The sequence below is a fragment of the Pseudobacteroides cellulosolvens ATCC 35603 = DSM 2933 genome, assembly GCF_001262605.1.
Taxonomy (GTDB): Bacteria; Bacillota; Clostridia; order Acetivibrionales; family DSM-2933; genus Pseudobacteroides; species Pseudobacteroides cellulosolvens.
Window position 1 is genome coordinate 5,999,866 of sequence record NZ_LGTC01000001.1, and the last position, 24,982, is coordinate 6,024,847.

A 24,982-nucleotide genomic window follows, 5' to 3' on the forward strand; every position below is an offset into this window, starting at 1 on the left:
ATATCATTTCCATTATTCCATTGGAATTACTGGTTCCCGATATTCTGACTTATCCCGCATCATTTTATATGTGATAGTTACCAACTTTCTCAGGATATATTTTATTGCTAGGGTAGGACTAACAGCGTCTTACTTGTTTTACCAAGCATATTTCTGCGTCCCCCCTCAGAACCGGACTTACACCTTTCAATGTATCCGGCTCGCCAGCTGTTTCTAAGTGCGAAGTCACTTGCTTTATCTATATTTCTTTTCCAAAATGGATGTCTTTATGGCATTTTTTGCATACTATTAAAGTTCTACGATTTAGTTCAATCATTCTTTGTACCCAATATGGAGTTATTATATTTGCCTTAAAGTATTTGTCTTTTAGGCTTTTAAGTTTTTTAATGTGATGAACTGCAAAATCGCCAGGAATACTACTTTGTATTCCACAAAGTTCACATCTACAATTCTCCAGCCTTTTGATTACTAAAGGTTTTTTATAGTAGATTTCATTAGTTTCCTTTAGCCATTTTTTGGGCTGGTTCAAGTATATTAAGGGCTCATTAAAATATGTCATGGTTTTACTTCCTGTTTTAGTCTCATAATTTACACCGATTATTTTACGAGTTCCTGTACCGTGCTTTCTGGGCACATCTATTCCATATTTTTTTATAACCTTTGTGATTGAACTAACTTCCTTTCTGGCTATAGTTGCTGCCATACTGGAATAATGGTAGTATTTGTACTTTCCCATTTTGGAGCTTATATCCGTTGCAATTCTGTAGTAGTTGTACATGCCTCTAATTTCTGAGTTGTATTTGCCAATTATATCTGCAATGGTTAGGTTTATCCTATTGCAGTGATGAGTGTGTTTTTCTTTGTGAAAGTACAATTGGTAGTTTTTAAAATCTCAAATCCAAGGAATCTTGCTCTTTCAGTCGCTAAGTTTGTTATAATGGTTTTATCCATGTTAAGTTCCAATTTTAGTCTAGTATTGAGTAGTTCTTTAATTTTATCCATTATTTCCTCTGCTGACTTCTTACTTCCAATTATACATACAACAAAATCATCGTCATATCTGGTGTATTTGACCCTTATATAATCAGGAACCATAGGGTCTAATGAACGTAGAGTATGCATTTGTTTTAGTATTTCTTTAGCAGTTTTATTATTCATCTCGGCATAATACCTGCCGTATTTCGTAGAACTTGATATTCTGTAATCATCAAAAAGAAAGGGGCTTATAAGATGAAGCTTGAAATGATTACAGAAGGTCTAAAGGCCTTATTGCTGGAGAATAATTATAATCCAGTAACCATACATTTTTATAAAAGAGAATGGAACAAGATCCAATCATTCCTCATGGATGAATACGAAGATACTGAGTTCGATATGGAATGCGGTCTGAAGTATCTTGAAAATCAATACGGTTTTATCAGCAAATGCAATGAGGGAACCCTATAACAACAGCGGGTTCAGTTATTACGGGTTATCCATATGTTGGAGGACTACAGTCTACATAAAGTTTTAACCCGCAGATATTTCGCATCAAAAAATCCTCTTGTGCTGAATTCTTATTATTCTACAATATTTACCGGTTACACAACATACCTGGAATCTACCGAATTGTCAGCTACCACAAAAGAGCATTACAAAAAAGAGTTCTATGATTTTTATGGATTATCTTACACAGATGAACAGAAGGTCTGCGGTATACGGCATTTTCTGAGATATCTTTATTCAGAAAGCCTGATTCCGGAGAACAATGCAGAAAGGATTCATATGCCACCTATTTCAAAGAGTGCAAAGATTCCATCTGCGTGGAATATAGATGAACTGAAAGCTATGATTTCTGCAATCCATCGTAACAATCCAATTGGAAAGAGAGATTATGCAATGATCGTCCTTGCATGTGTTCTTGGCTTACGGATTGGCGATATCAAAAATCTCAGATTCAGCAACCTCAACTGGGAAGAAAAGAAAGTTTCCATTATCCAGCACAAACTCATAAGCCGATGACACTGCGTATTCCAGATGCAGTTGGATGGGCTGTCATTGATTACATTAAAAACCGACGCCCTTCTTACTATGAATCAGACAGAGTGTTTTTAAAGCATATGCCTCCATTTGCTTCAATCGGAGAGAATAATCACATGGAGCAGCTCATCGTCCGCTACATGAGAAAGGCAGGTATTGACAGGCGTGGACGGAAACGCTCAGGTTTTCATTCCCTAAGACACTCTGCTGGTTCCATGCTCCTAGAAATGGAAACGCCTCTTCCTGTCATTTCAAACATCCTTGGGCATTCCGATCCTAATATCACTGCAGTGTATCTGAAAACTGATATCCAGAAGCTTGCAGAATGCATTCTACCTCCGGAGGGCCTTGGAAATGACTGAAATCAAATACTACAGCGTACTTCAAAAAGAGTTTCAGGATCTTGTATATCTGAAAAAGGCTCTTGGATTTGAATATACAGCAGAGACTGCTGCATTTAAAAGGATCGATACTTTCTTCACCCAGAATGAGTTGACAGAAAAAATTGTTTCAAAAGATTTATGTGATATATGGTGCCGCAAAAAATCTTATGAATCGATAAGTAATCAGTCTCACCGCATCAGTAGCATGAGAGTATTCTGCAGGTATTTGAATGACATCGGGATACAGGCCTATGTTCCTCCAAAGGGAATCACAAGGAAATCTCCAAAGTATGAAGCACATATCTATAGCGATGATGAACTGAAACGCTTTTTGCGGAAGTAGATAAAAGTCAATCAATTCCATGTGAATGTCCTTACAGAGGCACTGTCATGCCAGTTTTCTTCAGAATCCTGTACACAAGCGGAATGCGTGTCTCTGAATTAAGACTAATAACAGTAGGTGATGTAAACCTTGAAGAAGGATATATCACTGTTCGAAATGCAAAAAATCATAAGGATCGTATTGTTCCGGTTCATCCTAAGCTTATTGAAAGATGCCGAATGATTCAGGCAGAAATCCATGCAGTTTCACCCGATGATGAATACTTCTTTATGATCCGACCAGGACAGGCATTATTGCCGGAACGCTATAATGATTTTTTCCAGCCAAGTAATTGAGTTCTAAGAATAGCTTTAACGGTGCCCTTGTAGCAGTTTTAAAGCTGCTGAAAAGCTAATTCGCAGTGGTCTTACAGAGTCAGACCAGAGTTCTAGACTTTTTACCATATCTAGACTCTCTTTATTTTGTTTTTTGGAATGAAGAGGTATGATATAATATAACTAAAAGAAAATAGCTTGATATTGCCTAATATAGATTGAGATGATATGTATGAAAAATAACGACTTTGAATTCAATAATATCTCCAAGTTAATAGAGCGAGATAGACATATTTGTATCCTTTCAGATTTTCTAAAACAGTTACAAACTGAAAAGCGTGGGATATTAAGAATTGTTGCGAATCATGGTTCCGGGGCAACAAGCTTTCTTAATTTAGCTTCTAATAGTGCTCTAAAGCTTAATTATGAGGTTATTAATATAAATGAATATAATAATGATAAGTCAATAGATAAATTAATAACCTGTAATACAAACGATTTCCAACATTTCAAAAACCACTTATACGAAAGAGTAATTAATAGTAAAAAAGATGGACAAATTATAATAATTGATACCATTGATCAGATTGATAAAGATATCCTAAGTATTCTGAATAAGCTATTATCTAGTGAGACTAATTTTGTTCTAGCCCTGATTTATTCAACAATTTCCAATCTAACTACAAATATTGATTATGTTGATATCCCAATTTATAAGACCATATTTTTGGAGCCGTTGTCACCAAAAGGACTACATCAATTGCTGAATACTATACTTATTTGGGACAAACCTCCTAATATTTTACTTGAGTACCTATATAACAAGACAAAAGGAATGCCCAAATATATAATGACTGAAATTGAATTTCTGATAAACGAAGAAATGCTAGTTTATGACAATAATAATGGCTGGAGTATAAATGAAGAGGATTTGTCAACTTTAGTAAATAAGATAAATAGAAATAACTGTTTTCCAAAAAACAATTTACCAGCTGAGACAACCGAATTTGTAGGGCGTAAAGATGAGATCAGGGAAATCTTAAGATTACTTGAAAAAGCCAGACTTGTCACGCTAATTGGCCCTGGAGGGATAGGAAAAAGCAGATTATCACTTAAGGTTGCTTTGTTATGCCTTTCCAAATATACAGATGGAGTTTTTTGGATTTCTTTATCGCAAATTATGAAAACAGAACTATTGATATCCAACATTGCAAAAATGTTAAATATACCAGAAATAGAAGGATGTAACACATTAGACTCTATTAAAAGTACCTTAAAAAACAAGAAAATCCTGATTATTCTAGACAATTTTGAGCAAATTATTGATTCTGCTTCGGTATTAGCAGACCTTCTATCCGCAGCAGCTAATTTATCATTACTGGCAACAAGCCGTCAACCGTTGAAAGTTTATGGAGAACATTTATTTAATGTTCCGCCCCTTGAAACTCCTGGTCCGAACAGTTGTGTTACTGTTGAGTTGCTGGAAAAACAACCAGCCGTCAGCTTATTTTTAGCACGTGCTCAAGCCATTAAAAACGATTTTAGTATTACAGAGGAAAATGCTTCACAGATAGCAAATCTATGCCAATTCCTTGAGGGAATACCCCTGGCTATTGAACTTGCAGCAGCAAACATTGCACAAATTTCCATACAAACAATGCTGAATCAAAGTCAAAATCGCTTAAGTTGGCTTATAGAAGGAGCTAATAGTTTGCCCGATCGTCAGCGTACGATGAAAAACACTATTGAATGGGGATATAATCTACTGAGCACTAACCAAAAAAGAATTTTCATGAGGCTTGGTGTTTTTAAAGGAAAGTTTAACATAAAGGCTGTATCTGCTGTAATAAACAAAAATAATGATATTGAAAATTTATATGAGGATTTATTGTCATTAACAAATAAAAGCATCTTAACCCTAGATTCAGAATTTGAGGAAAGGGACGAAGTATACTTCAATATGCTTGAAATAATCAGGGAATATGCGGTTTTGTTATTATCAACAGATAGTGATGAAAAAATAATAAAAAAATGCCATGCAGATTATTTTTTTTCTTATGCTATTGAAGCTGAGAACAATTTTTATTGTTCAAACCGTCAAACGAGTCTTAATATGGTGGATCAGGCATATTTAGACATAATTTGTGCTTTGGAGTATTATAGAATAACAGGTTGTCTGGAAAAAGAATTAGAACTGGCTGTAGCAATGGGTTATTACTGGGAAGCACGAGGTTATTGGAAAAAAGGTCAAAGTATATTTAAATCAATCATTCAAAAACAGAATAATTCGTTAAATACCAATTATTATATTAAAGCATACCAATGGTTTGGCAGATTTGTTTTTTTGAATGGCAATTATGAGGAAGCAGTAAATATTTTTGAACAAGGGTTGAGATTAGCAATGGAAAGAAATGATCTTATAGGCGAAGCTTCACTTAAGTATAATTTAGCTTTGACGTATAATATATCAGGCAATTTAAAGTATGAAGTAGAATTGTTGAATCAAAGCTTAAGTGCATACAGAGAAGCTTATTACAAGCGTGGTATTGCAGAGGTCCTTCAAGAACTTGGACAAGTTTATTATTTTAAAGGATCATATGATACAGCAGAGATGTATTTAAATGAAAGTCTTGATATCTATAAAGAATATAGCGACAGGTACGGTATATTAAGGTCATTTGGAAGGATGGGTCTGGTTTTAAGGGGTAAGGGTGAGTTTGAGCAGGCAATGGAAATGTTCCATAGATATCTTTTAGCTTGTGAAGAAATAGATGATAGAGTTGAAATTGCCTTTGCGTTAATTAATATTGCAGAATTGGCACGATCACAAAATGATTATGTAGTAGCAGAGAGTTATTATTTGAGAGGGTTAAATCTTGGATATGAACTGGGATATATGGCTATAATAGCATCTATAAAAAAAGACTTGGGCGAAATATATCACTATATGGGGAATATCAATAAAGCATCTGAGTTATTTGACGAAAGCTTAACAATACTAGAAGAAACAGGATATAAGGGAGATGTGCCTTGGGTATATCGTAATATGGCTGAGTTGGAATTATCAAGGGGAAATTATTTAAAAGCTGAGGAGTTATTTTTAATAGGATTAAAGTTTTATATTGAGATAAAGCAAAACACTCTTAGTTATATTTTTCTGGTATTTGAGGGTCTTGCTACTGTTTCAACAATGCTGGAGGATTACAACCGGGCTGCTTGTCTTTATTCAGCAGCAAACAAGTTATTTAAGACAGTAGGAAATCTGTTGGCTATTAATGACATAAATTCATTTAATCTAAGACTTAATGCCCTTCGCTCCAAGATGGATGCAAGTACATTTGAAACTTCATGGAATGAAGGACATAGTATGAGCCTTGAACATGCCATAGGATATGCTTTGGATGATAACAAATATGATAGAACAATGGCAAACAAAATGATTAATTACATAAATGAAAATTATGATAAAGATATTTCTCTTAATGAAATATCTGAATATTTCAATATGTCTACTTCATATCTTAGTACAATGTTTAAATACTATACAGGGCAGAATTTCAAGGATTATTTAAATATATGCAGGGTTAAAGCATCTAAAGACCTAATGCAAAAAAATGGCAGCTTAAAAATCAATGAAATTGCGTCAAAAGTAGGATGTAATGGTTCTGTGACTTTTATCCGCATGTTTAGAAAATACGAAGGCATGTCCCCAGGACAATATTATTCCAACCTTAAAATAAATGAAAAAAAGTAAAATACATTTCAAATATTTCAAATTAAAATTTTTTATCAAAAAAAAATATAATGAATTGAAAATAATGCTTATGGAAACTATTAGTATGCTTAATATAAAATTATTCTAAGAGGCCTAAATAAATTACAATAAAAATCTTACATTACGGAGAGTATGTAGCTCAGGATCCAAGGATACATTCGAGAACGGAATGTAATAGATTTTTCGTAATTTGTATAGATTTAAAAATTTAAAATTAAAAATTTAAAGAATAATTTAGGGGGATATTTTATGTTTAAGCAAAAAAAACTTTCTATTCTGGCAATAATAATATTGTTAACAAGTTTAACTTTGTTTCCTTCTGCTGGAGGTTATGCTGTTAGTGATCTAAAAGTAGGTGCTTGGATAGGTGAACAACCTACTGATCAAGGAGTCGAAGCATTTAATCAGTTGCAAAACAGAAATCTAGATATAGTTCATATGTTTGTGGACTGGAGCACTAATTTTGATTCCATAAGAAATAATGTAAATTCTGCGTCTGCAAACAATGCAATTTTATTATTTACGTGGGAACCTTGGGAATATGATACAGTTCAGATTATGAATGGTAACGCTGACAACTATATTAAAAAAATGGCTCAAGATATGAAGTCGTATGGAAAGGAAATTTGGTTAAGACCTTTGCATGAAGCCAATGGTGATTGGTATCCATGGGCTATAGGCTATAAAAGCGGTAAAAATACAAACAGCACATATATATCTGCATTCAGGCATATTGTAGATATTTTCAGGAATGAAGGCACAAATAATGTAAAATTCATATTCAATGTAAACTGTAGTAATGTAGGACCAAATACCTCTTTTACAGGAATTTATCCTGGTGATAATTATGTAGATTACAATTCCATAGATGGTTATAATTGGGGAACTACACAATCATGGGGAAGCACTTGGCAAACTTTTGATCAGATTTTTTCAAGTGCATATAACAGCTTGAAAAACTATAATAAGCAAATTTTTATAGCTGAGTGGGCTTCAACGGAAATAGGAGGAAATAAGGCACAGTGGATTACCGATTCTTTTAATAAGATTAAATCATCATATGATAAAATTTTTGCACAAGTTTGGTTTAGCCACAATAAAGAAACTGATTGGAGAATCAACTCAAGTGAATCGGCTCTTACTGCATATAAAAATGCTATAAAGAAAACAAGTGCAAATCCAACACCTACTAATACCCCTACTAATCCTCCAACGAATACACCTTCGAATACACCTTCGAATACACCTACTAATACATCTATCAGAATTGCTGAAGACATTAATATGGATGGTGTTGTAAATATGGCTGACGTATTGCAGATAGCTATTGCTTTTAATTCAGTTAGGGGAAATCCTAATTATAAAACAATTTTAGATTTAAATAACGATGGTGTAATAAACTTGAGCGATGTAATTATGTGTGCTGTTAAGTTCAACACTATTTGCTATTGATAAATTAAATTAATAAAAAATATGGTTAACAAAATTATATCTAATTTATGTGAGGCCGGAATTTTTAAATTCCGGTTTTTTCCACGTTTATTGATGTCTTAAGTATATCTGTGTCATATTTCATTGCTCTACCCTTATATTCCTTAATGGCTTTCCATATAGCTATGTATTTATAATTGATGAACTCTAATCTAGAAGTCCTGCTTGTAATGATTCACCAGGAATTGGTCACTAAACTGTTAGCCAAAACAATCCGATAAAAATAAAAATATTAAGAATTTTTAATAGAATGAACATAAATGGAGGTTCCAGCAGCATGAGGATCGGTCTGCAGATAGCAAAGCTTGAATATGGTTATGGAGTGAAAATCTGGCAAAGTGCAATGGAATATGCAAAACAGATACAAGCTGATCTTATTATATTTCCAGGTAGGAACCTCAATACACCCCATGGCTTTGATTATCAATACAACTCTATTTTCCGGTTTATGAACAAGGAAAACCTGGATGCTCTCATCCTTGTGTCAACACTGGTAACAAATTATGTTAACAAGTCTGACATGCTGGATTTTTGCTCTCAATTCAAGGGAATTCCACTTATCAGTTTGGGATTGAAGCTACCTGGCATTCCAAGCGTAATTATAGACAATCGTTCTGGTATTAGAGATATGGTGAAACACATGATTGAGGTTCACAATGCTAAAAACATTGCCTTTATTCGGGGACCTGTGTTAAACTGGGAAGCTAATGAGCGATATGAAGCGTATTGTGAAGAAATTATGGCACAGGGTATTCCCTTTAACGAAAATTTAATAGGTCAGGGTGATTTTACATTTCAAAGCGTTGAACCGGCACTGAATGGTATTTTGAGCAAAAACAAAATAATTCCGGATGCTTTTATTTTTTCTAATGATGAAATGGCAATCCAGGGTATGAAAATACTCCAGAAAAGAGGAATTATAATCCCCGAAATGACAAGTGTCACAGGATTTGATGATATAAGCGAAGCTTCAAATCTTATAACTCCTTTAACTACAATAGAGCAGCAGCAGGAACAGATGGCTATAGTTGCTATAAATCTCATGAAAGATCTTGTTGATGGTAAGAAGGTTGATGATATAACCATACTTCCAACCAAAGCAGTTATCCGTTCAACCTGCGGCTGCAAGCTCCAATGTCTAGAAGAAGCCAATGCAATCGACTTAGATATTTTGGAAAGAATCAGGCTCGGCAACAACAACATTCTCGAGTCTGTAGCTTCCTCTCTTGAGGCAAAGGGTTTTTCAAGATTTCTTACAATCCAAAGAAAAGAAAGGATACAAAAAAACATTCAAAATTTGATTGAAATATGCAAAAGCAAGGAGAATTTACATGAAGAATCAAAATACTCTTTAATAAGCGAGTTTGAAGAAATATTAAAAAGAGATTTGATTGAGGGAAATAATCCTGATGACTGGAAGTTTATTTTTCATGCTATAACAACTACAATTGAAAATCTGAATAATAAACAAATTAACATTAATATATTTAGATCCTTATCACGTTCCTATTTAATGATTATTAATGAGTTTGCCTTTTTGTACCAGCGAGTAATTGATTCCAAGAAAAGAGAAACAAATATCATACTTAGGGATATTTTGAATAGGCTTTTGTCCATCACACATACAAAGAATCTTGCACAAGTTATCCATGAACAATTGCCTCGTATTGGAATTAATACGTTTTTCCTCTCTCTGTTTGATAGAGAATTTACACATGAACGACTCAGTCCTTGGGAAGTACCTGAAAAAATCCGTTTTATAACAGGGATGGTCGATGGGAGTATAATATTAGATTTTGATAAAGTAAATACAGCATATAATTCCAATTTGATTTTTCCGCCACAAATCACAGCGGAATTCTCATCAAGAACACTTACGGTTTTACCTCTGTTCTTTAGGGATGTACAGTACGGAACTATCGTTTTCGAGATGCCCAATTTTGATGGCTTCATATATGAAACGCTTGCAACTCAAATTTCAACTATCATGCTTTTTAATTCCAAGGAAAAAGTTGAAGAAAAGTTACGTCAAGCTATGCAGGTTCTCGAGACCACCAATATACAACTCAGTGAACTATCTCTGAAAGACGAGCTAACCGGCCTTTATAACAGGCGGGGTTTTATTCAGTTGGTCAGCCAGCAATTATATTTGAACAGACAAGCAGGAAAGTCATGTCTTATCATATTTGGAGATATTGATAATCTGAAAACAATTAATGACACATACGGTCACAAGGAAGGGGATTATACCATTCGCAGGATTGGTGAGATATTAAAACAAGCTTTTCGGGAAATGGATATTATCTCACGTTTTGGCGGTGATGAATTCACCATCCTTGCAACCAACGCTGGAAGAGCCCAGATACAGGTATTCAATGATCGAATTACGGAATTACTAGCCAACGAAAACAAAATAAGTTCAAAGCCTTATAAATTATCCATAAGCTTAGGATTTAGTGTGTGCGAAAGCGATTCTGGCAATCCACTAGAAGACCTCATTCGTGAGGCTGATATCAATCAATACAATAATAAAATGCTAAGAAAAAAATCAAATATATGATTATTACCATCAACAAAAAATAATAGTTTTTTTCATTTTCTATATCATCCACTCCAATACTAATTAAATTTCATTCCTTCAACATTGTTATATGTTATATGGCTTCTTCCCTTATTTTTAGCAAATAATAATAAGGCATTGTACTAAACTGTAATTTTGGATAACCACAATGTGGAAATATTATGTAATTACTTGATATCACCTACAGTACCCTAGAAAGTATGTGATAAAAGATTTATCGTCTACTTTCTAGGTCTGACTCTGCAAGATGATTTTTAAGAATCTTTTCAGTTGCTTAAAAAGCTTCGGACAAGGTTCTAAAGCACTACTTCGCCAGCTATTCTAAATGGGGGCAAAAAATCCCTTGATTAAAGCCATTAAGGATGGAAGTAGGAGGTACTTTCACATCATTAGTTTTTGGCGGAATGGGAGTAGGAGGTACTTTTACATCATTAGTTTTTGGCGGAATGGGAGTAGGAGGTACTTTTACATCATTAGTTTTTGGCGGAATGGGAGTAGGAGGTACTTTCACATCATTAGTTTTTGGCGGAATGGGAGTAGGAGGTACTTTTACATCATTAGTTTTTGGCGGAATGGGAGTAGGAGGTACTTTTACATCATTAGTTTTTGGCGGAATGGGAGTAGGAGGTACTTTTACATCATTAGTTTTTGGCGGAATGGGAGTAGGAGGTACTTTTACATCATTAGTCTTTGGCAGAATAGGAGTAGGAGGCACTTTTATATCATTAGTTTTTGGCGGAATGGGAGTAGGAGGTACTTTTACATCATTAGTTTTTGGCGGAATAGGAGTAGGAGGTGTTTTTATATCATTAGTTTTTGGCAGAATGGGAGTAGGAAGTACTTTTTTATTTTCACCAGATTTTAAATCTACATTAATAGCATTTCTTTCTTGAACTTCTAATTCAAGTCCAATTGAGTCTTTTTCATCTTTATTTCTTTGCTTTTTAGATTCTTTTTCAGGATGAGTATCTTTTGTATCAATAACAGTTGGTAAATTCTCACTTTCACCATTATTAGGTATATTTGTTTTGTTTTGAGAAGGCAATACCTCTTGAGTAATAGCAGGCCGATTGGTCGCATTTTGCTTAAAATTTTGATCTTTTAAAATTTCTATTTTTTTCTCATCATTAGTTAAAGCTTCATTTGTAATTGATAAATATGGTATATTGACTTTTTTAATAAGTTCACCAACCTGCATATCTCTGGCTTGTTCAAGACTTATATTTTTCCCCTGTTCTTGTGCTTTTTCAAAAATATAATATCTTCCCATTGAAATATTGTTTTTTACTGCTAATCTTCTAGCGTCATAGTTTATTCCAACAAACCTATAATCAACATTATTATCTAGCTCATCGACGGAACTTTTGCATGCTAGCAAAACTTTTTCTATATTTTTGTTTGCGTAACTTTGATCATCCTTCTTGTGCTTTGTATATGCTGAAATAATTATACAATCACTACTCGTATAACCATCCTGCATAATATTGTTTTTATTCTTTAGCACAACAGATAAAGCAGTTTGAAATGGTTTTGATTTTAAGTTAATTTTCATAAGATTTTCTTGCGATTTTTTATCAATACTAGTTGCTTTTACTACTTTCATATTATTGTCAACAGCAAACTCAATACTTGCCTTACCATCAATGCAAACATATGTGTAATTTTCGCTATTACGGAAAAAATGCAAGTTCAAAAACACAAATATAAAAATTGCTGCTATGGATGAAACAATTTTTATAGTCATATTCACCTTGTTTTTACTAGAAATTATTTCATTTGCTCCAAAGTGTATCTCCAGCCCTAAATACATGCCAGGCTGCTTTTTTATATATAGGATTTCACAGTCTTTAGTCATTATGGCTGCTTTATCATCAATAATCTTTATAATAGTTCCAGTTATTTTTCTCATTTAAATTACCCCCCTACTTAAGCAAATCTTCAATATATTTTTTCAGAACGTCAAGATTACTTTTTAATATCAAAACCATTGCTATAATAAATTTTCTGTTTTTTTCAAGTGTTCTTTGTGATAAATTGACTTTTTGTTTCAAATCGGTAAATGGTAATGTTTTTTTAAAACAAAATTTTTGATATAAATCTTCATTTTCTGCAATTAGCCTTGAAATTTTTATACAATTAGCTCTAGTGTCTTTATGTTTTGGAGAGGAATTTATTAATTGCTCAATTGTTATTCCGAAGCTATTAATAGATTTTTCCAAATAAACAAACTCTTCCTTTAACTCGAATTCATAAACATGATTGGAACGGATATCCATAAGAAATTTTTCTTCAAAGTTAGTAGTATCATCAAAAGAAGAAAAAGGGTAAACATTGGCATTCTTTTGTGAAAGTCGTATATAGTCGATAACTCGCCTTCTAATGACTTGTTTTGAAAAATCCATAAATGAATATTTTTTTTCTTCGTTATAACATTCGATGGATTCGTTAAATGCCATAAGACCAATGCTAAACTCTTCACTTGATTCAATATCTATATTTTTATTTATTATTTGAGATACAGACTTGATAATAAAGGGCTTATAGCTATTTATGAACTCATTTCTCAGTAAATCATCACCTTTTTTAACTTTTCTAACTATATCAATAAAAGAATCTTTCTCTCGTTTGAATTTACTCAAAAGCATAATTTCTGCCACACTATAACACCTTCTTTCATATAGTATATTCGAAATTTTTGCTTGTTTTTGTTCGGTCCAGAAAAAAATAAATTTGTGATTACCCGAATAAAAAAAAATACAATTTTCGAATACCTTAAGTAGACGGTTAACCATCTAAATTATTTTAAATTCTAAATTTTTTAAAGGAGAAGATATCTATGTCTATTAAAAGGTATGTAAGTGCTGCATTAACAACAACATTACTTGTATCAGTTACTTTCTGTTCATTTGCAACAGATGCTATTTCAACTACAGTTCCATCAACAAAGCCTTCAACAACTCCAGCTCCCGTTATTAAAGCGGAATCAGAAGTTGATAGGCTAACTAAGGAATTTGGTGCTGAAGCTGCTTTAATAATCATTGCTGCTCAAAATGAGATTAAAACAATACATACAAGTTTAGATTCGCTAAGAAAAGATATTAAAGCTGCTAAAGAAGCAGAAGAAGTTGATGAAGCAGCTTTATCTGCACTTCTTGAAAAAGAAAAGGCTTTACAAGCGGATTTAAAAACTAAAGAAGATGCTTTAAGAATTCTTAGAGACGATCTTAAGTTAAAAGCAGAGTTTGGTGCTGAAGCAGCTGCTAAAATCATAGCATCTAAAGATGAAATATCAGTTGTTCGTTCCAGCTTAGATTCACTGAGAAAAGATATTAAAGCTGCTAAAGAAGCAGAAGAAGTTGATGAAGCAGCTTTATCTGCACTTCTTGAAAAAGAAAAGGCTTTACAAGCGGATTTAAAAACTAAAGAAGATGCTTTAAGAATTCTTAGAGACAATCTTAAGTTAAAAGCAGAGTTTGGTGCTGAAGCAGCTGCTAAAATCATAGCATCTAAAGATGAAATATCAGTTGTTCGTTCCAGCTTAGATTCATTAAGAAAAGATATTAAAGCTGCTAAAGAAGCTGAAGAAGTTGATGAAACAGCTTTAGCTGCACTTCTTGAAAAGGAAGAGGCCTTAGTTAGTGATTTAGCTACTAAGGAAAAAGCCCTTAAAGACTACATTAAAAGCTTAAGACCAACACCACCAACACCACCAACACCACCAACACCAACTAACACTGCTACACCTGCACCAACAACATCAGCTAACTAAAAAATAATATTTTATTACTATTATATTTTAAAAACAAAGATTGACTTCAATAATAGTCAATCTTTGTTTTTTTGAATATTAATTTTATAATCAGGATTTTTCCTGGTATTCTTCAAAGTAGAAAAATGGTTAATTTTATTTCATAAATGCCGAAAAAGTATATGCACATAGAAATGAGGTTATTTAATAGAAAGAAAGTTATAATGGATAATGGAGGATACATTATGATCCATCTGACAGGATATAAAATCAATGAAGAGATTTTCAAAAGTAACATCTCAACAATCTTTCGAGGGACTCGTGTTTTGGATAATTGTCCTGTCGTAATTAAGCTATTGAATAATGAATACCCAACCGAAAAAGAGTTATCTCTTTTTAAAAGGGAATTTGAAATAATGGAAAAATTAGAGGGCAGCGGAGTTGTCAAGGCTTATTCGTTGGAAAAATATAACAACAGCCTGGCTATCGTAATGGAAGATGTTGGAGGAGACTCAATTTCAAAGGGTTTAAGAAAATTTGAAATGGGTTTGAATGATAAATTAGCTTTATCTATAAAAATTACACAATCATTAGTTCAAGTACATCAGAAAAACATAATTCATAAGGATGTAAATCCATCAAACTTTATATGGAATATAAAAACTAATGAAGTAAAAATCATTGATTTTGGGTTGTCTACTGAGCTAACCAGGGAAGCATCCCAATTTATTAACTTAAATATTTTGGAGGGAACACTTAATTATATTTCTCCTGAGCAAACAGGGAGAATCAATAGACCAATCGACTATAGAACTGATCTGTATTCTCTTGGTATTACCTTTTATGAATTATTTACGGGACAATTGCCCTTTAGCGGAATAGATGAATTGGAGCTGATTTACAACCATATAGCTAAAAAGCCAGCTCCGCCCATTGAGAAAAATTCTGAAATTCCTGTTTTACTATCAAATATAATTATGAAATTGATATCCAAGACAGTAGAAGAAAGATACCAGTCGGCATTTGGATTATTAAAAGACCTGGAATTTTGTCAGGAAAATCTTAATAAAAAAATGAGTGCTGCAAATTCATTTATACCAGGGCAGTTTGATATTTTGGACAGGTTTGAGATTCCACATAAATTGTATGGTCGTGAAAATGAAATTGAAATGTTGATAAACGGTTTTGAAAAAGCTGCAATTGGTAGTAGTGAATTTTTGTTGGTCAAAGGTTATTCAGGTGTAGGAAAGTCCTCATTAATCCATGAGATTCGCAAACCTATAACCGGGAAAAAAGGTTATTTTATCTCAGGCAAATTTAATCAATTTGAAAAGAACATTCCATATTTCGGCATAACTCAGGCATTTAGGGAATTGATAAAGCAGTTGCTTGCACAATCCCAGAATAGTTTGGATAATTGGAAACAAAACCTACTGGATGCAATGGGAAACAATGGGCAAGTAATTATTGATATTATACCCGAATTGGAGCAAATTATCGGTTCTCAGCCTCAGGCAATCCAACTTAATCCCTTGGAAGCTCAGAACAGATTTCAGATGACTTTCCGCAAGTTTATCAATGTTTTTGCCAGTAAAGAACATCCGCTTGTTGTTTTTTTGGATGACCTTCAATGGAGTGATACTTCTACTTTGGATTTAATAAAATATATTTTATTATCGGGTAACGTCAAGCATGTTTTGTTTATTGGAGCATACAGGGATAATGAAGTGCAAGCCGGACATCATCTGCTTGGATTTATGGAAGAACTAAAAAATAGTCAACAAGATTTAGGTAAGCCATTTGAAGAGATATACCTTAAACCTCTGGAATTTTCTTCAGTAAAAAACCTCATTGCTGACACATTTCATAGTAGTATTCACGAAACTGAACCTTTGACTGATATCATTTTTCACAAGACAAAAGGAAATCCATTTTTTATAAACCGTATTTTAAACTCTTTGTATCTTCAGGGTACATTTAAATTTATGGTAGAAAAAGGTCAATGGGTATATGAGCTTGAAAAGGTAAAAGCTGCTGAGATAAGCGATAATGTTGTTGACCTGCTGGTAAAAGGGCTGGAATCTTTACCGGAAGAGACCATGAACATTCTTAAGCTTGTTGCCTGCATTGGTACTCAGTTTGATCTAAATACAGTATGTTTAATCAGTAAAAAAACAGTTAGAGAGATCGGTAAAAATTTATGGAGAGCCATAGAGAAGGAAATTATTCTGCCTTTAAATAACAACTATCGTTTTATTAATGCAATAAAAAATGATATGAGCCCTACAGACTTGGAAATGAGGTTTACTTTTGCCCACGACCGAATCCGTCAGGCGATATATTCTTTGATACAGGAAGAAGAAAAATGTCAAATTCATTTAAGTATAGGCGAGTTTTTACGCATGTTCAGAGAAACAGAACGGGCTGACGAGATTTTTGACATGGTTAATCATTTGAATATTGGTAAGAATTTGATTAAGGGGAAAAATGAACGCATAGAGCTGGCAGACTTGAATATATTGGCTGGAAATAAAGCCAAGAAATCTACTGCTTTTGCAGTTGCATTAAATTATTTTGAAACATCACAATCATTATTATCAGAGGAAGAGTGGTCCTTGATGCCACAAAAGCTTTTTGGTTTGTTGATGGAACAAGCAGAGACTGCATTACTATCCGGTGACTTGTTAAAAGCCGATGCAATTTGTGAGTGTTTATCAGGTATTGCAACAAACAATCTTGAAAAAGGTGCTATTTCCAATATAAAAGTGCTAATTTTGATTTTCCAGGGTAAATTGTATGAATCAATTGATGAGATTCGAAAGACTCTGCTTATATTTAATATTTCCTTACCGGAAAATACTGATGATATTGGGGAAAAGACAAAAGAAGGCGTCATGAAAATGCAGCAATTCTTAGCTCGTACTCCAGTTGAGGAGTTGGTCAATCTTCCAGTAATGAGTGATCCGGAAAAAATTATGGTCATGCAGTTGCTTTTCCAGGTTGTACCACCTGCTCTACAAGTCAACCCTATGCTTTATATTCTTGTATCTTTGATGATGTTTGAACAAACCCTTACCTTCGGAACGTCACCTTTGTCCTGTAAATGTTTTGGCGATTGTGGAGTTATTCAGGGAACCATGCTTGGCGACTATAAGACTGGTTATAAGTTGGGAGAGGCTGCGTTTGCTTTGATAAACAAATTCAAAGCTGAATCACAAAAACCACCCGTTTATTTTATTTTTACATATCTCTCACATTGGTGTGCTCATTATAAGGAAAGTCTGGATTATTATATCATGTCCTACCGAACAGGATTGGAAACAGGCGACCTGATGCATGCCACATATGCCATTGCTCATAAGGCTCATTTATTGATGTGGGTGGGTAAAAACCTGACCGAATGTAAAGCAGAGACGGAGAATACCATCGCTTTTTTAAAACAGGCTAAAGGTGTCGCACCATTACTTTTGGCTGAGATTGTTTACTATGTGATCGGAAAGTTCCAAAATACTGAAAATAGCGGTAACTTTGATTTTGAAGAACAAGACAACAATATGATGGGCATAATTGACCAAAGTCACAATCTGGTCTTTATGGCTAGGTTTTTCCAATACAACACCTATTTGAATATCATTATGGACAATTTTGATGAAGCTGAAAAATGGAACGTGATGGCTGAAAATATTATCTTTGCAGCGATTTCAGATTTTCCACTACCTGATCATTATCTATTTCAAGGCTTAATACTTGCAAATAAATGGAGTAAAGCATCTGATGAAGTTAAATTACATATTAAAGACAAATTAATGGATATCAAACAAAGATTGAATAAATGGGCAGAAAATTGTCCGGCAAATTTTGCTCATAAATACCTTTTATTATCAGCAGAAATAGCTATTATTGAGAATGAATCCTTTGATACAATAATAAATATTTTTATGAAGACAATGGATTCAATTGGCAGTAATGATTTTATTCAGTTTAAGGCTTTGTGTTATGAAAGATATGGTAAGTTCTGGCTTGATAAGGGAGATGAAATTATAGGTAAGGCATATATTCGTGACGCTTATTATTTATATAAACGTTGGGGAGCTCACCGTAAAGTTGTTCTTATGGAAAAAAACTACTCTCAATATTTTGTAACTGAAGAAAATACATTTAAAGGAACCAGAGGAAAAAAGGGAACTATTTCTCCAACAACCCATAGTTCCATTGATATGACTTCAATTTTGAAATCTTCTCAAGCTATCTCAATTGAAATTAAAATTGAAAAGCTTCTTAAAATATTAATCCATACTTTAATTGAGAATGCTGGTGCTCAACGAGGTTGTCTTTTATTGAAAAACGAAGCTGATGGACAATTTTACATAGAAGCAATCCAGGATGTAAATACAAATTATTTAAAGGTTATGCATTCTCTCCTTTTTTCTGAAAGTAAGGATTTGTGCTTGGAAATAGTACAATACGTGACTCGAACCAGAGAAACCTTGGTTATTCATGATGCATATTCTGATGAAAATTGGCAAAACAACTTATACATTACAAATAACCACATTAAGTCAGTTTTGTGTATGCCTGTAATTTATCAGAACCGATTAAAGGGTATAGTATATTTGGAGAATAATCTTTCGGATAATGTGTTTACCTCTGAAAGATTGGAAATTCTAAAAATTTTATCTTCCCAGGCATCTATTTCGATTGAAAATGCCAAGCTCTATGAAAATATGGAGGAGAAAGTTAAAGAAAGAACCGCCCAATTGAATACTGCCAATGAAAAGCTTAGGGAGCTGTCATTGCATGACCCATTGACAAGCTTGTACAATCGAAGGTATGCTTTTGAATTTACACATGACAAAATAACAAAATTTATAAAGAATAAAATAATGTTGAAAAAGAAATTAGAAAAAAGAAATAGCTCAATTGAAGAAAATGTAATTGGAGTGTTTTTAATTGACATTGATCATTTTAAAGAAGTTAATGATACATATGGTCATTTGGCTGGGGATAATGTTTTGATAGCCCTATCACAAACTCTTAAAAAGATAATCAGGAACGAAGATATTCTTGTACGTTGGGGTGGTGAAGAATTCTTGATAATTCTTTATAACACAAAACCTGAATATCTTGATAAGTTCTCTAGGAAAATTCTTGACAAGATAAAAGGTACTCCAATAAAAGTGAGCGAAAATGCAACTATTTATAAAACATGTTCTCTTGGCTACTTGGAAATGCCTTTGGCTTTATCCAATCCTGATCTTTTAAACATGGAACAGATGATTAATATAAGTGATTATGCGTTATATCAGGCAAAGGAGAATGGAAGAAACTGTGCAGCACATTTCAAAATTATAAAACAAATTGAGAATGAAGAGGAAATTAGAAACTATTTGGTTCGATTAACAAAAACAACCAAGTTGGATGAAGAATATTTTAAAATCGAATTCATAAATTCTTCAGATAGGGTTCCCGTGGCTGGACTATCTTCAACAAAGGATTAGATTGTAAGTCTCCAACAAAAACATTTAAGTGTTTCTGTCTAAAAGTGGAATGAAATATTCAAATGGCAAAAAGCATCAGTAAGAAGGGTGCTTTTTGTATTATACTTTTGTCACGAAACTACCAGGAAAGTATAAGAAAAAGGGCTCCGTAAAAGTAGCTTCAAATATAGATAAATGGATAGACGTATGCACCTTTCACATATATAGAGTATAAATGATTAAAAAGGTTTTGTAAATTTTAAAAACTGCAATATATTAATATTTTAATCAATTTAATAATTGACCTTGCGTTTAACGATAAGCTGTGTTACAATTATTGAGAACTTAAATTAATAGTTAATAATCTAACACCAATATATTTCAATTAGTACTTAGTAAAGTATGTTAACATTCGAGATTTTATTAGTGAATTATTACCATAAGTTTAAGAATTATAAAATTTCGGAGGAACATATTATTATGACTGGTACAGTAAAATGGTTTAATGGAGAAAAAGGATTTGGATTTATTCTTGGAGAAGATGGGAAAGATGTTTTTGCACATTTTTCTCAAATAAATGCAGACGGCTATAAATCACTTGATGAAGGCCAAAGAGTTTCTTATAACGTGGTTAACGGACCAAAGGGAGCTCAAGCAGAAAATATTACTATTATTTAATTAATTAATGAATAATGAAATATTTTACACCTTAAATAGTTTCTATTTAAGGTGTTTTTAGTTTTCAAGTAATTCATTCTTCGAAAGGCGGCTGATATGGATCAACTTGCTCTACCACATCATTTTTATACCTTCATCAGTGATCTCAATAGCACCCTCCTTCAAAAGTCTTCCGACAGCTCTTTTAAAGGCAGCTTTACTCATATTTAGCTCAACTTTAATAAGCTCAGGAGAGCTGCTATCATTTATGTTAAGAGTACCTCCTGATAATTTTAGCCTGTTCATTATTATTTGTGCATCACTCTCTATTTCATTATAAGCCTCTTTTCTAGTGCTCAATTCCAGTTTCCCATCAGGTTTGACCTTTTTAATCCTTACTACAATATTATCACCTTCAGAAAAATTACCATACAACTCCTTGTTAGGAATCAATCCCTGATACTTGTTGTCTACAGCAACAAAAGCTCCAAGCTCTTTACTTATACTATAGATAGTTCCACGAGTTTGATCATTTACTTTATATGGAGAATCAGTTCTTAATAAATTATATATATTCATAGTTGCACATAACCTGTCACTGCTATCAATATACAGTGCTACCAGGTATTTGCCGCCTTTAACAACCTTACCTACCTGTTCTCTAAAAGGGAGAAACAGATCTTTATCCAACCCCCAGTCTAAAAAAGCACCAATTCCAGTAGTTTCTACTACTGATAAAACTGCCATTTCACCTATTGTAAGCTTAGGCTTTTTTGTTGTAGATATCATTCTATCCTCAGAATCCTTATATACAAAAACCTCAATTTCATCACCTATTTCAGCGTCATGGGGCATCTGATTTTTGGGTAATAAAACATCATCCTTACCTCTATTACCTTTCACATTGAGATATAACCCATTCGGGGCCTTCCTTGTTACTTCCATCTTCTGAATTATTCCTAAATCTACCATTTTATCCCTCTTCCTCTTTAGTTGTTAACGTTGTTGTGCGTTGATTTTTTTATTAATAAGATACCCTTTATTATACCATAAACCTGCAAGCTTACTCTAAATGAATGATACTAAATTAAAAGTGTTATTTTAGAGGAATTTATCTATTTCTATAGAATATATTTATTGATAGAATTATAAATGAAATCAATTCGTTATCGTCCGTCTCATTACAAATGATTCAGATTTCTTCTTGTTTACTCACTAAGTTTCTCCTATTTTTAAGGTATTACTTTATCAAGTGATATATTAAAGCTATGCATAAGTTAATAATTAATAAAATAAATTTACGGAGGAAAATACATGAAAACAAAGTCAATAGGATATGACTTGAAAAGAGTAAGTAAAGTTAATTTATTTGTTATATTTGGTGCAGGACTGATAATTTTGCTGGAGGGTCTTATTTATAATGGAGCTAACCATATTTTTTTTGAGAATGTTATAAAGATATTTATTATATTAGGAATTAATACTGCCTTATATTTTGTTCCCATTAAAGAACAGATTAAAGGAGGTGTATTTAGTATAGTCATGAGTACTGTAGCACTACAATCAAATATGGAACAAACCAGTATTGGTAGTTTTATGTTAATGATGCTGGCTTTCTCAATGTCGGCATTATATTTCCAGAAGGAACTTGTGTTAATAGTAGGAGGCTTTATTGATATTGTTATAATTATCAGCTATACCATAAACCCCTTGGCTATGGCTAACAGTACTAATGCAGCTTCTGGGTTAACTAGGATATTGGTGTATTTTAATGTTGCCATTATTCTAATATTTTTCCTTACCAAATGGGGAAGGGATTTGGTTAACTCAGTTATGAAGAAAGAAGAAGAAACCGGTGAACTTCTTGAAAAGCTTAAGTTTACTTTAAATAAGGTGAATGATGTGTCTGAGGTATTTGATGTTGACTTAATAAGATTTAGTGAAAATATAGCTTCTATTAAGAAATCCAATGACACTATAATGGTATCAATGACGGAGGTTACATCAGGAGCTCAGGAGCAGGCTGTAAATATTGGAGAAATCAATAACAATATGATTAATGCGACAGAACTGCTAACTGAGGGCAAACAGCTATCTGATAGCGTTGCAAAAATTTCTTGTGAAATGGGAATGAGTGTTAATGAGGGCTCAGAAAAAATAAACCATGTAAATAATCAGATGGAAACAATTAATAAATCTGTTAATACAGCTTTGGAAACGGTAGGGGCACTTGAGTCAAGCATAAATGAAATAAGTCATTTCTTACAGGGGATAACAGAAATAGCTGAACAGACGAATTTATTAGCTTTAAATGCAAGTATTGAGGCAGCCCGGGCAGGTGAAAACGGCAAGGGGTTTGCAGTTGTTGCTGATGAAGTCAAAAAGCTGGCGTATGAAAGTGCAGAAAAAGTTAGCAGTATAAATAAAATAACCAAGGATATAACGGAGAAAATGAATCTTGCATCAGCAGAAGTTAAGAATGGTGTAAGTGCAATAGAAATAGGAAATGCTTTAATTTCTGATGTTACGAATTTCTTTAACCAACTAAAGGATACCTTTAATAAACAGAATGAAATGTTAAAAGATCAAACTGAAAAGACCCAAAAAGTATTTGGAAATTTCCTTAAAATGAGTAATGAGGTAGAGAGCATATCTTCCATATCGGAACAAAATTCAGCCGCTAATGAGGAGTTTTTGGCTTCACTTGAAGTTCAGAATGTTGATATGTCTAACATGCTTGTTGGGGTAGGAAATATAAATAAAAAATGGAATGAACTTAAAGAAATCCTGGAAAACAGCTGAAAATAATTATATACTATTAAAAACTATTGCCTTTTCACTTGTATTCATTACAAAACATATAAATAAAGCATAACTAAATTTGCCGTTTTACAGGAGGAAGAGTTATACAAATTTTCTATACAGTTCAGCCCGGTGATACTCCCATTTCAATCTCCAGGCGGTGGGAAATTCCTTTAAACTCACTCATTGCAGCAAATAGACTTACAGCACCATATACAATATATTCCGGTCAACAATTATCTATGCCGCCTGGTGTAAATACTTATTCAGTACAACCTGGTGACTCAATATTCTCAATATCTCAAAAGTACAGAATTCCTTCTGACATTATTATTAACGCCAATGGCATTGCGAGAAAGTATAATGTGACATTTAATGGACAGCCAAGGCCTGATTATATTATCCGTGCAAATCCAGGTATTGCCCAAAACATCATACCTGGAATACAGCTGTCCATTCCATATCCTCCCCCTGTAGGCTGGAATCATTCAGGAACAAGCTTAAATATTCTACAGGAGAAGAAATCAGGATATATGATATCACATCACTTAAATATACCTCTATCAAAAAAACCAATGTATCCGATCCCCAATTTTTCACTGGCGATAAAGAATTGCTGTACGTAAGAGAAGATACAGCTGGGATCAGGCAGATTTATAGAAGCAATATATACGGAAGCAATGAAAAGCAGATTACCAACATGGACTCTAATTCTCTTAGCAATGCAAGGCTCTCTCCTGATGGCAGTTTTGTATTATATACATGGCCTGGTGCCAGCATATCCATGATATATACAATTGAACTGAGATCAGGAAAAACCTATGGTATACCAGGCTGGCCTGAGGGAAAGAACTATAATCCTGTATGGTCCCCCGATTCAACCAAGATAGCTTACAGTGCAACCCACTACTCTAATGGAAGGTATTATTCACTAATTCGTTCTGTAAGCCCAAGAGGTGAAAGCGATACTACCCTTGCAGCTTCAAACGGCTTCTTCACACCTGTCACATGGTCACCTGACAGCAGAAGGATTGCATATTTATCCGGCTGTGGAGATATTGATTATACTTATAAACAGATGTGGAGCATTGATATAACAAAGCCTGTACCTATAAATATGTTGTACGATACCAATTTGTACACCCTCCAGTGGTCCCCTTGATGACAGGATTTTTTATATGAATTCTTTACAATTTATAACTTTACTTTTATACCAAAAAGTTACTTTATATTCATTATGGGATAAAATTTTTTTGCAGGTGGTTCAATATATATATATATAGAAAAGGGGCTGTTGCAATTACGATTTATAATCGTAGTACAACGCCCCATTTCTATAATGATAGTGAAATATTTTAACCAAAATATTATATTCTTTTTCTTTCTTTTGAA

The 24,982-nt window shown here is 33.3% G+C and carries 19 protein-coding genes; 14 read left to right on the forward strand and 5 right to left on the reverse strand.

The annotated features are described in order from the left end of the window. Window positions 1-238 precede the first annotated feature (238 nt). Together Bccel_RS24895 and Bccel_RS24900 are read right to left on the reverse strand one after the other, a co-directional pair. A complete protein-coding gene (locus tag Bccel_RS24895; protein ID WP_082225160.1) occupies window positions 239-874 on the reverse strand; it encodes an HNH endonuclease in 636 nt (211 codons plus the stop codon). Beyond that, window positions 829-1,158, reverse strand: a complete 330-nt coding sequence (locus Bccel_RS24900; RefSeq protein WP_050753823.1) for an RNA-dependent RNA polymerase family protein — start codon at window positions 1,156-1,158, stop codon at window positions 829-831. The genes Bccel_RS24895 and Bccel_RS24900 overlap by 46 nt, the downstream gene beginning before the upstream one ends. Before the next feature lie 72 nt (window positions 1,159-1,230). On the opposite strand from Bccel_RS24900, the gene Bccel_RS24905 reads away from it, so the two are divergent. The 8 genes from Bccel_RS24905 to Bccel_RS24940 all read left to right on the forward strand — a co-directional run bounded on the left by Bccel_RS24905 (window position 1,231) and on the right by Bccel_RS24940 (window position 10,885). Continuing rightward, entirely contained in the window at window positions 1,231-1,446 is a 216-nt protein-coding gene (locus Bccel_RS24905) for a hypothetical protein (protein ID WP_036945366.1), read from the forward strand. A gap of 33 nt (window positions 1,447-1,479) precedes the next feature. Then, on the forward strand, window positions 1,480-2,001 hold the full coding sequence (locus Bccel_RS31800; RefSeq protein ID WP_036945365.1) for a tyrosine-type recombinase/integrase: 522 nt from the start codon (window positions 1,480-1,482) through the stop codon (window positions 1,999-2,001). Further along, entirely contained in the window at window positions 1,998-2,381 is a 384-nt protein-coding gene (locus Bccel_RS24915; protein ID WP_036945363.1) for a tyrosine-type recombinase/integrase, read from the forward strand. The genes Bccel_RS31800 and Bccel_RS24915 overlap by 4 nt, the downstream gene beginning before the upstream one ends. Further along, entirely contained in the window at window positions 2,374-2,745 is a 372-nt protein-coding gene (locus Bccel_RS24920; RefSeq protein ID WP_050753824.1) for a hypothetical protein, read from the forward strand. Before Bccel_RS24915 ends, Bccel_RS24920 begins: the two co-directional genes overlap by 8 nt. Window positions 2,746-2,792: 47 nt before the next feature. Beyond that, the gene (locus Bccel_RS24925) at window positions 2,793-3,080 is read left to right on the forward strand and encodes a tyrosine-type recombinase/integrase (RefSeq protein WP_050753825.1); all 288 of its coding nucleotides are present in this window, start codon (window positions 2,793-2,795) and stop codon (window positions 3,078-3,080) included. 211 nt (window positions 3,081-3,291) lie between these two features. Further along, on the forward strand, window positions 3,292-6,813 hold the full coding sequence (locus tag Bccel_RS24930) for a tetratricopeptide repeat protein (RefSeq protein ID WP_050753826.1): 3,522 nt from the start codon (window positions 3,292-3,294) through the stop codon (window positions 6,811-6,813). A 270-nt stretch (window positions 6,814-7,083) separates the two neighbouring features. Further along, window positions 7,084-8,286: a glycosyl hydrolase gene (locus Bccel_RS24935; protein ID WP_081927234.1), complete on the forward strand. Its 1,203-nt coding sequence runs from the start codon at window positions 7,084-7,086 to the stop codon at window positions 8,284-8,286. A 316-nt stretch (window positions 8,287-8,602) separates the two neighbouring features. Further along, complete coding sequence (locus Bccel_RS24940; protein WP_036945362.1) at window positions 8,603-10,885, forward strand: diguanylate cyclase; 2,283 nt, start codon at window positions 8,603-8,605, stop codon at window positions 10,883-10,885. 337 nt (window positions 10,886-11,222) lie between these two features. Here the strand turns inward: Bccel_RS24940 and Bccel_RS24945 are convergent, their stop codons facing one another. Continuing rightward, entirely contained in the window at window positions 11,223-12,815 is a 1,593-nt protein-coding gene (locus tag Bccel_RS24945) for an anti-sigma factor domain-containing protein (protein WP_050753827.1), read from the reverse strand. Between the two features lie 13 nt (window positions 12,816-12,828). Beyond that, on the reverse strand, window positions 12,829-13,563 hold the full coding sequence (gene sigI / locus Bccel_RS24950) for an RNA polymerase sigma-I factor (protein WP_242853224.1): 735 nt from the start codon (window positions 13,561-13,563) through the stop codon (window positions 12,829-12,831). Window positions 13,564-13,742: 179 nt separating this feature from the next. Between sigI and Bccel_RS24955 the strand changes: the two genes are divergently transcribed. The 3 genes from Bccel_RS24955 to Bccel_RS24965 all read left to right on the forward strand — a co-directional run bounded on the left by Bccel_RS24955 (window position 13,743) and on the right by Bccel_RS24965 (window position 20,809). Continuing rightward, window positions 13,743-14,675 (forward strand): hypothetical protein, encoded by a 933-nt coding sequence (locus Bccel_RS24955; protein ID WP_050753828.1) that lies wholly within the window; start codon window positions 13,743-13,745, stop codon window positions 14,673-14,675. Between the two features lie 224 nt (window positions 14,676-14,899). Then, entirely contained in the window at window positions 14,900-20,152 is a 5,253-nt protein-coding gene (locus Bccel_RS24960) for a diguanylate cyclase (RefSeq protein WP_036945684.1), read from the forward strand. A gap of 459 nt (window positions 20,153-20,611) precedes the next feature. After that, the gene (locus Bccel_RS24965) at window positions 20,612-20,809 is read left to right on the forward strand and encodes a cold-shock protein (RefSeq protein WP_036945685.1); all 198 of its coding nucleotides are present in this window, start codon (window positions 20,612-20,614) and stop codon (window positions 20,807-20,809) included. A 111-nt stretch (window positions 20,810-20,920) separates the two neighbouring features. Here Bccel_RS24965 and Bccel_RS24970 read toward each other — a convergent pair whose 3' ends face one another. Beyond that, window positions 20,921-21,760 carry a CvfB family protein gene (locus Bccel_RS24970; RefSeq protein WP_036945686.1) on the reverse strand — a complete coding sequence of 280 codons (840 nt, stop codon included), beginning with the start codon at window positions 21,758-21,760 and terminating at the stop codon, window positions 20,921-20,923. A gap of 342 nt (window positions 21,761-22,102) precedes the next feature. On the opposite strand from Bccel_RS24970, the gene Bccel_RS24975 reads away from it, so the two are divergent. The 3 genes from Bccel_RS24975 (at window position 22,103) to Bccel_RS24980 (ending at window position 24,752) form a co-directional block, all read left to right on the forward strand. Continuing rightward, window positions 22,103-23,590: a methyl-accepting chemotaxis protein gene (locus Bccel_RS24975; protein ID WP_036945687.1), complete on the forward strand. Its 1,488-nt coding sequence runs from the start codon at window positions 22,103-22,105 to the stop codon at window positions 23,588-23,590. A gap of 242 nt (window positions 23,591-23,832) precedes the next feature. Next, a complete protein-coding gene (locus tag Bccel_RS29245) occupies window positions 23,833-24,216 on the forward strand; it encodes a LysM peptidoglycan-binding domain-containing protein (protein WP_051983574.1) in 384 nt (127 codons plus the stop codon). Next, window positions 24,204-24,752 (forward strand): TolB family protein, encoded by a 549-nt coding sequence (locus Bccel_RS24980; protein WP_050753829.1) that lies wholly within the window; start codon window positions 24,204-24,206, stop codon window positions 24,750-24,752. Before Bccel_RS29245 ends, Bccel_RS24980 begins: the two co-directional genes overlap by 13 nt. Window positions 24,753-24,982: the final 230 nt, after the last annotated feature.